Consider the following 10,407-nt stretch of genomic DNA (forward strand, 5'->3'; position numbering starts at 1 on the left):
ACAACCCCACAAGACACCCATGGCCCAGTACGTTTTCACGATGAACCGCGTCGGCAAGATTGTTCCGCCGAAGCGCCAGATCCTCAAAGGCGTCTCGCTGTCGTTCTTCCCCGGCGCGAAGATCGGTGTGCTCGGCCTCAACGGTTCGGGCAAGTCCACGCTGCTGAAGATCATGGCGGGCATCGACAAGGACATCGAGGGTGAAGCCACCCCGATGCCTGGCCTCAAGATCGGATACCTGCCCCAGGAGCCACAGCTCAACCCGGACCAGACCGTGCGCGAAGCGGTCGAGGAAGGCATCGGCGGCGTGATCGCGGCCAAGAAGCGCCTGGACGAGGTTTACACCGCCTACGCCGACGAGGACGCCGACTTCGATGCGCTGGCCGCCGAGCAGGCCGAGCTGGAGTCGATCATCGCCGCCGCCGGCAGCGAGAACACCGACCTGCAACTGGAAATCGCCGCCGATGCGCTGCGCCTGTCGCCGTGGGACGCCGTGATCGGCAACCTGTCGGGGGGCGAAAAGCGCCGCGTGGCGCTGTGCCGGCTGCTGCTGTCCAAGCCGGACATGCTGCTGCTCGACGAACCCACCAACCACTTGGACGCCGAGTCGGTCGAGTGGCTGGAGCATTTCCTGCAACGCTTCACCGGCACCGTGGTGGCCATCACCCACGACCGCTACTTCCTCGACAACGCCGCCGAGTGGATCCTCGAACTCGACCGGGGCCAGGGCTTCCCGTACAAGGGCAACTACTCCGATTGGCTCGAAGGCAAGGGCAAGCGCCTGGAGCAGGAGCAGAAGACCGAAGACGCCCGCGCCCGCGCGATGAAGGTCGAGCTGGAATGGGTGCGCAAGAACGCCAAGGGTCGCCAGGCCAAGAGCAAGGCGCGTCTGGCCCGTTTCGAGGAATTGAGCGACGTTGACTACCAGAAGCGCAACGAAACCAACGAGATCTTCATCCCGGTGGCCGAGCGCCTGGGCAATGAAGTGATCGAGTTCGAGGGCGTCACCAAGAGCTTCGGCGACCGCGTGCTGATCGACAACCTGAGCTTCAAGGTGCCGGCGGGTGCCATCGTCGGCATCATCGGCCCGAACGGTGCCGGCAAATCGACGCTGTTCCGCCTGATCCAGGGCGTGGAGAAGGCCGACACCGGCGAGGTCAAGATCGGCAAGACCGCGCGTCTGGCCTTCGTGGACCAGAGCCGCCAGAGCCTGGACGACACCAAGACGGTGTGGCAGGACGTGTCGGGTGGCCTCGACAACATCGTGGTCGGCAAGTTCGTGATGCCGAGCCGTGCCTACATCGGCCGCTTCAACTTCAAGGGCAACGACCAGCAGAAGCTCGTCGGCAGCCTGTCGGGCGGTGAGCGGGGGCGTCTGCACCTGGCCAAGACGCTGGCGCAGGGCGGCAACGTGCTGATGCTGGACGAGCCGTCGAACGACCTGGACGTGGAAACCCTGCGCGCGCTGGAAGAGGCGCTGCTGGAGTTCGCCGGCTCGGCCATGGTGATCTCCCACGATCGGTGGTTCCTGGACCGCATCTGCACGCACATCCTGGCGGCGGAAGGTGATTCGCAGTGGGTCTTCTTCGACGGAAACTACCAGGAGTACGAGGCCGACAAGAAGAAGCGTCTGGGTGAAGAAGGCGCTCGGCCCAAGCGGTTCCGCTACAAGGCCCTGAAGTGATGCCGGCCCTGTCCGGTGTTAAATTCACCCAGACCTTGACCTTGACCCTGAGCTGCATTCCATTCGGAGACCACGCATGAAACAGATCACTGCCATCATCAAGCCCTTCAAGCTCGAAGAGGTTCGCGAAGCCTTGGCCGAGGTAGGTGTCACCGGCCTGACTGTCACCGAGGTCAAGGGCTTCGGCCGCCAGAAGGGCCACACGGAGCTGTACCGCGGCGCCGAGTACGTGGTCGATTTCTTGCCGAAGGTGAAGATCGAGGTCGTCGTGAAGACGGTGGATGTCGATCGCTGCCTGGAGGCCATCGTCAAGGCGGCCAAGACGGGCAAGATCGGCGACGGCAAGATCTTCGTGACACCGGTGGAGCAGGTCATCCGCATCCGCACCGGCGAGACCGACGAAGCGGCGGTCTGATCAGCGGGTCAGCGCATCAGCCGAAACGCTGCCACAGCGCGGCGATCCACAAGCCGCCGCACACGCTCAACGCCAGGAAAACGGCTGCACTGCCGTAGTCCTTGGCGCGTTTGGAGAGCGGGTGGTGGTCGAGCGAGATGCGGTCCACGGTCGCTTCGACGGCCGAGTTCAGCAGCTCCGCCACCATCACCATCACCACGCTGCCGGCGAGCAGTCCCACTTCGACCCAGTTTCGTCCCACCCAGAAAGCCAGCGGCACCAGCACCAGGGCCAGCCAAGTCTCTTGGTAGAACGCATTCTCATGGCGGTATGCGCTGTGCAGACCTTGGACGGAATAGCCCGCAGCGTGGCGGATCCGATCGACGCCCGTGCGGGTTTTCTGGGGATTGGATGTCATTGGCACGATTGTGCCAGCGCCTGTCAGCGTCGCCGGGGAGCCGGGCGCCAAGTCACCAGCCGGGTTCGGCTCAGGCGGTCGTGCAGGAATTGCCGGTCGGGCAACCACCATGCCATGCCCGCATAAGTCGCCACACCTGCCGCCAGCAGGAGCGCATATTGGCCCGAGGTGTGGAGCTTCAGCACGGCGGCCACACCGAGCGCCGGCAGAAACCACAGCCAGCTCAGGACATACCGGCCCAGTGCATGTGGCCAGGTGAGGGCACGGCCATCTTGTCGAACCACGCGCACATGCCATGTCTTCATCGCCACCGTCTGGCCACTGTGGACCCAGAACCAAGCGAAATACACACCGAGCATCGCGAAGAGGAAGGCTTGCAGTGCCAAGCGGCCCTGCAGTGCGTGGCGCTGGCCAGTCAGTGTCGAAAACAGCAGTCCTGACACCATCAAGACACCAAACAGCACGACGCCCTCGTAGAGCATGGCCGCCATGCGCCGGCGCAGGCCAGGGGTGGGTAGCGTGGCGGGATCGGCGTCGGCGGGGGTGTAGGGCAGGGCGGAGCGGGAAGCCATGGGGCGGTGGCGGACGGTTTTGGCGACTGCGCTGACCCCGTCAGGGGGTGTCCAGGTGCGAAAGGGGGCCGATGCCTGCGCCTTGCGGACCACGTTGTGGCAGCAAGGTATTGTCCTGGACGAATTCTGGCGTGGCTGCGATCTTGGGCATGCCGGCTTGCTGGTGGCGCGGTGGTGTGGGCGGTTTGCTGATCGGGCGGGTGCTGGCGCCGACGCCTGCCTGCACGGTGCCAGGGGCAACCGACTGTGGGCGGGCCGATTGCTGCGTCGTCACGATGTTGGATTTTTCCTCCACTCCCTCGGCGGACAGCGTCTTGCGCGCTGCAGCGGCCTGGGACGCGGCGGCAGCGGGAGTTCTGCTGGCCTGGGTGGACAGGGCCAGTCGTTGTTCTGCGGGCAGACTCTGGTAGGCATCCCAGCGGGTCTGGCGCTCGGTTGCCGGCAGCTTGCGCAGCTCTTCGAAACTGATGCGGGCCATGTTGCGCTGAACAGGGGTCATCGTGGCCCATTCGACCATGCGCTCGTGCAGGCGCTCCTGCTGAACCAGCGGAAGACCGGCGTAACGGGCAGCGACATCGCGCCACTTCTGCTTGCGCAGACTGTCGATGTCGTTCCACTGGGCCTGCAGTGGCTGCAGCGCCTGGCGTTCACTGGCGCTGAGCGTGGTCCATGCCGGACCTGCTGGCGTGGAGGTGGCAGGTCCGGTCTGGGCTGAAACGGGTGTGGACAGCACCAGTGCCGCAGTGAACAGCACACCGGCTCCCCAGCACGTTTGCGCGACGCGACGCTGCATGGTCATGGTGTCAGTTCCCTACCGAGACAAGCAGGCTGTGGGTTTCTTCCGCTGGCGTGACCACCGGCACTGCGTGCTCCGGTGGGCGGCGCAAGAATTCACCAAACCCCGCATCCAGATAGGCCGCAGGGGGCAGATCGTCGCCGAGCAGTTCAGTATCGATCGCTGCTGCCTGGGCGATTTGTTCGCGCGATTGCCACTCGCCCAGTCCGGTCAAGCCGACCGCCAAGACCAGGGTCGGCACCAGCCAGCCCAGCCGGCCCCACCACACGGATTCTTCACCGCCGTGACCACTACCACCCAGGCGCCCGAGCGTGGCTGCACCCGAGCGGGTGTCGATGCCGACGATCGAGATGCCTGTGGCAGATGCCGCTTCCGGGCGCCGCGCCGTGATCGCCTGGTGGCGCGCTTGTGCCAATGCCTGCTGGCGTGCAACCCGCAGCCGCTCGCCGATGTCATGCGGCAAGGTCTGGGCGCCGGCTTCCAGGCGCGCCGTCAGACGCAATGCGAAACGGGCCTCCAGGGCATCGACCTCTGCGGGCAGTCTGGTGCGTATGTTCGACGCGGTATTCACAGTGATATTCCCTTGGCTTTGAGCGCTTTGGCCAATGCATGCACTGCGCGCGAGCAGTGCGTCTTGACACTTCCCTCCGAGCAACCCATGGCCGTGGCTGTCTCGGCAACATCCATTTCCTCCCAGTAACGCATAAGGAAGGCTTCACGTTGACGGCCAGGCAGCTTCGACACCTCTTCTTCGATCATTTGCAAGGTTTGTGTCCGTGCAAAGGCGGTGTCGGCGCTTTCGGTGTCGCCAGCGGTGGTCTCGGTGGCCAGATGTTCCAGCAGGTCAAAGTCAGCGTCGCCGTCGTTGCCCTCGAAATCGGAGAAGTTCTTCAGGACGGCGTTGCGCACCTTCTGGTGGCGAAACCAGTCCATTGTCGCGTTGGACAAGATGCGCTGGAACAGCATCGGCCACTCGTTGGTGGGCCGGTCGCCGTAACGCTGCGCCAGTCGGATCATGGAGTCCTGGACGATGTCGAGCGCCGCATCTTCGTCGCGCACCATGTAGACGGTGCGCTTGAAGGCGCGTTTTTCGACGCTCTGCAGGAAGTCGGAAAGGGCTTGATCGGCGGCCAAGGATGTTGCGCCGGTGAAGGCGGCGAGCAGCAGGGAGCGGGGTACCAAGGGGTATGGGCCATGGCGGGCGCGATTATGGCACCCGCCCGCATGGCGCTGCGCCGCAGCATGGTGCGCCGCAAGAGTGCGATAATCCCGCCTTCGCACGAAGCGTGCAATGGTCTGCGCTGCTCGCCCGACCCGGGTGACGGTGTCAAGACCCCCCGGCGCCAATCCCACCCCACAAGGGCGCGGGGAGGCGCACCGATCGATTTTCGTCAGAGAAAACCCGAAAGGTTCATTCACATGGACAACGCTACGCCCGAGCTGAACGGCTCGGAAATCCTGGTCCGCTGCCTGCAGGCCGAAAACGTCGAATTCATGTGGGGCTATCCCGGTGGATCGGTCCTCTACATCTACGACGCCCTCTACAAGCAAGAGACGATCCAGCACGTTCTGGTGCGCCACGAGCAGGCGGCCGTCCACGCTGCTGACGGCTACGCACGCGCCACCGGCAAGGTCGGCGTGGCACTGGTCACGTCCGGCCCTGGGGTCACCAATGCGGTGACCGGCATCGCCACGGCCTACATGGACTCGATCCCGATGGTCGTGATCACCGGCCAGGTGCCCACGCCCGCGATCGGCCTCGATGCCTTCCAGGAGTGCGACACCGTTGGCATCACCCGCCCGATCGTCAAGCACAACTTCCTGGTCAAGGACGTGCGCGACCTGGCCGTGACGATCAAGAAGGCGTTCCACATCGCCCGCACCGGACGCCCCGGCCCCGTGGTCGTGGACATTCCGAAGGACGTGTCGCTGAAGATGGCCGCGTTCCAGTACCCGGAAACGGTCGAGATGCGCTCGTACAACCCGGTGCGCAAGGGCCACGGCGGGCAGATCCGCAAGGCCGTCGCGCTGCTGCTGTCGGCCAAGCGCCCGTACATCTACACCGGCGGCGGCGTGATCCTGGGCAATGCCTCGGCGGAGCTGCGCGAACTGGTCGATCTGCTGGGCTACCCGGTCACGAACACGCTGATGGGCCTGGGGGCGACGCCGTCCACCGACCCGCGTTTCCTCGGCATGCTCGGGATGCACGGCACCTACGAAGCCAACATGACGATGCAGAACTGCGACGTCCTGCTGGCGGTGGGCGCGCGTTTCGACGACCGCGTGATCGGCAACCCGAAGCACTTCGCCTCTGTCGAGCGCAAGATCATCCACATCGACATCGACCCGTCGTCGATTTCCAAGCGCGTCAAGGTGGACATCCCCATCGTCGGCGACGTGAAGGACGTGCTGCAGGAACTCATCACTCAGATCCGCGAGCACCAGCAGCGCGCCGAGCCGGCCGCGATGAACGCTTGGTGGGCACAGATCAACGAATGGCGTGGTCGCGAGTGCCTGAAGTACAAGAACTCCGACGAGGTCATCAAGCCGCAGTACGTCGTCGAGACGCTGTGGAACCTGACCCGTGGCCGTGACACCTACATCACGTCCGACGTGGGCCAGCACCAGATGTGGGCGGCGCAGTACTTCGGCTTTGACGAGCCGCGCCGCTGGATCAACTCCGGCGGCCTGGGCACGATGGGCGTGGGCCTGCCCTACGCGATGGGCATCAAGCTGGCCAAGCCGGAGTCGGACGTGTTCTGCATCACCGGCGAAGGCTCGATCCAGATGTGCATCCAGGAGCTGTCCACCTGCCAGCAGTACGGCACGGCGGTCAAGGTCATCTCGCTCAACAACCGCTACCTGGGCATGGTGCGCCAGTGGCAGGAGCTGGACTACCAGGGCCGCTACTCGCACAGCTACATGGACGCGCTGCCGGACTTCGTGAAGCTGGCGGAGGCTTACGGCCACGTCGGCATCAAGATCGAGAAGCCCTCCGAGGTCGAACCGGCCCTGAAGGAGCTGATCCGCCTGAAGGACCGCACCGTGTTCCTCGACGTGCGCACCGACCGGACGGAAAACGTCTGGCCGATGGTCAAGGCCGGCCAAGGCATCACCGAGATGCTGCTCGGCTCCGAAGACCTGTGACCCCGCCCAGGAGAACGACATGAAACACATCATTGCCCTCCTGCTGGAGAACGAAGCCGGCGCACTCTCGCGTGTCGTCGGCCTGTTCTCGGCCCGTGGTTACAACATCGAGAGCCTGACGGTCGCCCCGACGGAAGACGCCTCGCTGTCGCGCATGACCATCGTCACCAGCGGCTCCGACGAGGTCATCGAGCAGATCACCAAGCACCTGAACCGCCTGATCGAGGTGGTGAAGGTGGTGGACCTGACCGAAGGCAGCTTCAGCGCCCGCGAGCTGATGCTCATCAAGGTGCGTGCCGTCGGCAAGGAACGCGAGGAGATGATGCGGCTGGCCGACATCTTCCGCGGCCGCATCATCGACGTGACCGACAAGAGCTACACCATCGAGCTGACGGGTGACTCCGAGAAGCTCGATGCCTTCATCCAGGCGGTGGACCGCACCGCCATCCTAGAAACCGTGCGCACCGGTACCAGCGGGATCGGGCGCGGTGAGCGCATCCTGCGTGTTTGATCGATCCCCGCTACAGCTCCCACAGCGATAACCGCTACAGATTCAGAACGGAATTCCCATGAAGGTTTACTACGACAAGGATGCCGACCTCTCCCTGATCAAGGGCAAGAACGTCACCATCATCGGCTACGGCTCGCAAGGCCATGCCCACGCCCAGAACCTGAACGACTCGGGCGTCAAGGTCACGGTCGGCCTGCGCAAGGGCGGCGCCTCGTGGTCCAAGGCGGAAAAGGCTGGCCTGAAGGTCGCCGAGATCGCCGACGCCGTGCGCGACGCCGACGTGGTCATGATCCTGCTGCCCGACGAGCAGATCGCCACGGTCTACAACGCCGAAGTCGGCCCGAACATGAAAGAAGGCGCTTCGCTGGCCTTCGCCCACGGCTTCAATGTCCACTACGGCCAGGTTGTGCCGCGCAGCGACATCGACGTGTGGATGGTCGCCCCGAAGGCCCCGGGCCACACCGTGCGTGGCACCTACGTGCAAGGTGGCGGCGTGCCGCACCTGATCGCCGTCTACGCCGACAAGACCGGCAAGGCGCGTGATCTGGCCCTCAGCTACGCCACCGCCAACGGCGGCGGCAAGGCCGGCATCATCGAGACCAACTTCCGCGAAGAGACCGAGACCGACCTGTTCGGCGAGCAGGCCGTTCTGTGCGGTGGCGCGGTCGAGCTGATCAAGGCGGGTTTCGAGACGCTGGTGGAAGCCGGCTACGCGCCCGAAATGGCGTACTTCGAGTGCCTGCACGAGCTGAAGCTGATCGTGGACCTGATCTACGAAGGCGGCATCGCGAACATGAACTACTCGATCTCGAACAACGCCGAGTACGGCGAGTACGTGACGGGTCCGAAGATCGTGACCTCGGCCACCAAGGACGCGATGCGCCAGTGCCTGAAGGACATCCAGACCGGCGAATACGCCAAGTCCTTCATCCTGGAAAACAAGGCCGGCGCCCCGACCCTGATCTCGCGCCGCCGCCTGACGGAAGAGCACCAGATCGAAGTCGTCGGCGAGAAGCTGCGCGCGATGATGCCGTGGATCCGTGCCAACAAGCTGGTGGACAAGACCCGCAACTGATCCCGAAACTGATCGATTCGGTTTCTTGATTGGACCGAAGCAGCGCCAAGGCGCTGCTTTTTTTTGTCTGTCCATCCCGTGAACTGGCGGTTTCCCTGTGGCTGTGTAATTATTTGCTTCATAAAATCATCAGATTCAGGAGTTCTCCATGCCGCAAGCCCGCGCGATCACCCGCTGGGAAGAGTTCTACGGCTCCACCGAGGTGGTGCGCCGCTACGCACAGCAGTCACGCCTGCAAGCCCCCGAGCGGACCATCTTCGAGCAGCGCATTGGTGCGGCGCTGGCGGACAGTGCGCTGCTCGACCTGGGTGTCGGCGGCGGGCGCACGACGGCGAATCTGGCCCGCCAGTGCTTGCGCTATGTGGGCGCGGACTATGCCGAGCCGATGGTGCAGGCGTGCCGTGAGCGGTTCGGCGGACTCATCGCCCACCGCGGTTTGCGCTTCGATGTGGTCGATGCGCGGGCGATGCCGTACGAGGATGCGTCGTTCGACATCGTGCTGTTCAGCTTCAATGGCATCGATCTGGTCGGCGCCGAGGCGCGGGCGACGGCGTTGCAGGAGTGCCGGCGGGTGCTGCGCCCTGGCGGGCATCTGGTGTATTCGTCGCACAACCTGAACTGGCTCGACAGCCGCCGCGGCATCCGCTGGTCGGGGCTGCGCAGCTATGTGCAGACCCAGTGGTTCTGGTCGCGGATGCGGCGCCTGAACCGCGCCGCCTGGCCGATCGCGCAGCGGGACTGGGTGGAGCTGATCGACCCGCTGGCAGGCGGTTGCAACTACTACATCCGCCCGGCCGAGCTGGTCCGCCAGACGCTGGCGCAGGGGTTCGAGGACGTGCAGTGCGTCGATCTGCTGGGGCGGGAAATCGACGATCCGCAGCAGCGGGCGCAATTGCCGGATGCGTGGGTGTACGTCCATGCCCGCGCTTCGCGATAATCGGCGGCATGAACGATCCCCTATCGCCCGACCGTCCCGACCCCCTTGATGAGCTGGATGGTCCGGCTCCGAGCCGTCCCCGCCGCAAGGGCATCTACATCCTGCCCAACCTGTTCACGCTGGCGGGCCTGTTCGGGGGCTTCTACGCCGTCGTGATGGCCATGAACGGGCGCTTCGACCAGGCCGCGATCGGCGTGTTCTGCGCGATGGTGCTGGACAGCCTCGACGGTCGCGTCGCCCGCATGACCAACACCCAGAGCGCCTTCGGCGAGCAGATGGACAGTCTCGCCGACATGGTGTCGTTCGGCGCTGCGCCGGCGCTCATCGTCTACGAATGGGCGCTGCGTGGTCTGGGCAAGCTCGGCTGGCTGGCGGCGTTTGTCTACTGCGCAGGGGCTGCGCTGCGGCTGGCGCGGTTCAACACCAACATCGGCATCGTCGATAAACGCTTCTTCCAGGGCCTGCCCAGTCCGGCCGCGGCCGCACTCGTCACGGGCCTGATCTGGGTGATGGACGACATGGGCTACAAGGGCGTGCGCGACATCCCGTGGCTGACCTGGGTGGCCTTCGCGCTGACGCTGTACGCCGGGCTGACGATGGTCACCAACGTGCCGTTCTACAGCTTCAAGGACGTGAACTTCAAGCGCACGGTGCCGTTCATCGTGATCGTCGCGATTGCGCTGGGCATCGCGGTCATCACCTACCACCCCCCGCTGGTGCTGTTCGCCGTGTTCATCGTCTACGGGCTGTCGGGCTACGTGGTCTACGCGATCAAGAAGTCCAAGGGCCGGCCGGTGAGCGTGATCGCCACCTCCACGGACGAGCCGGACGAAGAGGGCCTGCACCGCTGAAACGCCGTTCCTGCATGTGACC

At 64.7% G+C, this 10,407-nt stretch carries 12 protein-coding genes; 7 read left to right on the top strand and 5 right to left on the bottom strand.

The genetic code is table 11. The features are described 5' to 3' along the window. Positions 1-19: 19 nt before the first annotated feature. Both ettA and QZW52_RS16600 read left to right on the top strand, forming a co-directional pair. Entirely contained in the window at positions 20-1,684 is a 1,665-nt protein-coding gene (gene ettA / locus QZW52_RS16595; RefSeq protein WP_294000806.1) for an energy-dependent translational throttle protein EttA, read from the top strand. A 76-nt stretch (positions 1,685-1,760) separates the two neighbouring features. Beyond that, positions 1,761-2,099, top strand: a complete 339-nt coding sequence (locus QZW52_RS16600) for a P-II family nitrogen regulator (RefSeq protein ID WP_179635022.1) — start codon at positions 1,761-1,763, stop codon at positions 2,097-2,099. A 16-nt stretch (positions 2,100-2,115) separates the two neighbouring features. Here QZW52_RS16600 and QZW52_RS16605 read toward each other — a convergent pair whose 3' ends face one another. The 5 genes from QZW52_RS16605 to QZW52_RS16625 are packed head-to-tail and all read right to left on the bottom strand — an operon-like array spanning position 2,116 to position 4,998. Further along, positions 2,116-2,496, bottom strand: coding sequence for a diacylglycerol kinase (locus QZW52_RS16605; RefSeq protein ID WP_294000791.1), 381 nt, complete (start codon positions 2,494-2,496; stop codon positions 2,116-2,118). A gap of 23 nt (positions 2,497-2,519) precedes the next feature. Then, positions 2,520-3,068, bottom strand: a complete 549-nt coding sequence (locus QZW52_RS16610; RefSeq protein ID WP_294000792.1) for an RDD family protein — start codon at positions 3,066-3,068, stop codon at positions 2,520-2,522. Between the two features lie 40 nt (positions 3,069-3,108). Then, positions 3,109-3,867: a DUF3106 domain-containing protein gene (locus QZW52_RS16615; RefSeq protein ID WP_294000793.1), complete on the bottom strand. Its 759-nt coding sequence runs from the start codon at positions 3,865-3,867 to the stop codon at positions 3,109-3,111. Positions 3,868-3,871: 4 nt separating this feature from the next. Beyond that, complete coding sequence (locus QZW52_RS16620; protein ID WP_294000795.1) at positions 3,872-4,435, bottom strand: DUF3619 family protein; 564 nt, start codon at positions 4,433-4,435, stop codon at positions 3,872-3,874. After that, a complete protein-coding gene (locus QZW52_RS16625; RefSeq protein WP_294000796.1) occupies positions 4,432-4,998 on the bottom strand; it encodes an RNA polymerase sigma factor in 567 nt (188 codons plus the stop codon). The genes QZW52_RS16620 and QZW52_RS16625 overlap by 4 nt, the downstream gene beginning before the upstream one ends. Before the next feature lie 285 nt (positions 4,999-5,283). On the opposite strand from QZW52_RS16625, the gene QZW52_RS16630 reads away from it, so the two are divergent. The 5 genes from QZW52_RS16630 (at position 5,284) to pssA (ending at position 10,385) form a co-directional block, all read left to right on the top strand. Beyond that, a complete protein-coding gene (locus QZW52_RS16630; protein ID WP_294000797.1) occupies positions 5,284-7,011 on the top strand; it encodes an acetolactate synthase 3 catalytic subunit in 1,728 nt (575 codons plus the stop codon). Between the two features lie 19 nt (positions 7,012-7,030). After that, complete coding sequence (ilvN, locus tag QZW52_RS16635) at positions 7,031-7,522, top strand: acetolactate synthase small subunit (RefSeq protein ID WP_294000799.1); 492 nt, start codon at positions 7,031-7,033, stop codon at positions 7,520-7,522. Between the two features lie 58 nt (positions 7,523-7,580). Further along, positions 7,581-8,597, top strand: coding sequence for a ketol-acid reductoisomerase (ilvC, locus tag QZW52_RS16640; protein ID WP_294000801.1), 1,017 nt, complete (start codon positions 7,581-7,583; stop codon positions 8,595-8,597). A 148-nt stretch (positions 8,598-8,745) separates the two neighbouring features. Then, positions 8,746-9,534: a class I SAM-dependent methyltransferase gene (locus QZW52_RS16645; RefSeq protein ID WP_294000803.1), complete on the top strand. Its 789-nt coding sequence runs from the start codon at positions 8,746-8,748 to the stop codon at positions 9,532-9,534. Positions 9,535-9,542: 8 nt separating this feature from the next. Continuing rightward, positions 9,543-10,385 carry a CDP-diacylglycerol--serine O-phosphatidyltransferase gene (gene pssA / locus QZW52_RS16650; protein ID WP_294000804.1) on the top strand — a complete coding sequence of 281 codons (843 nt, stop codon included), beginning with the start codon at positions 9,543-9,545 and terminating at the stop codon, positions 10,383-10,385. The last annotated feature ends 22 nt before the right edge of the window (positions 10,386-10,407 follow it).

The organism is Sphaerotilus sp. (genome assembly GCF_013299175.1).
Lineage (GTDB): Bacteria > Pseudomonadota > Gammaproteobacteria > Burkholderiales > Burkholderiaceae_C > Sphaerotilus.